The organism is Rhizobium sp. PEPV16, from assembly GCF_008919455.1.
Classification (GTDB): domain Bacteria; phylum Pseudomonadota; class Alphaproteobacteria; order Rhizobiales; family Rhizobiaceae; genus Rhizobium; species Rhizobium leguminosarum_Q.
This window is the reverse complement of record NZ_VSZV01000352.1, coordinates 63,435-63,688: the sequence shown is the minus strand read 5'-3', so window position 1 is coordinate 63,688 and position 254 is coordinate 63,435. Positions and strand designations below refer to the sequence as shown.

Annotated in this window: 1 protein-coding gene; it reads right to left on the bottom strand. The window is 60.6% G+C overall.

What is annotated here, in order from left to right; genetic code table 11:
- A partial coding sequence (locus tag FY112_RS38285; protein WP_348642773.1) for a helix-turn-helix domain-containing protein occupies window positions 1-254 on the bottom strand: 254 nt, incomplete at both ends.

Below are 254 nucleotides of genomic sequence, written 5' to 3'. Positions count from 1 at the left end.
TGCCGGCCTCGGTCATCCATTGCCGCAGCGTCTCCTTGGCGACCGAAATATGATGCAGTTCGATCAGCTTCTCGCGAGCCAGCGTCGGACCGAAATCCAGATAGCGCTCCCGGATGAGATCCAGCGCCGCATTGCGAAACTCCTCGCTGTGGCGCCGGTTGCTCGGCTGTGATCGCTTCTTGGAAACAAGGCCGGCTGGACCATTCCGGTCATAAGCCTGCAGCAGCCGATGGACCTGACTTCGACTGAGGTCG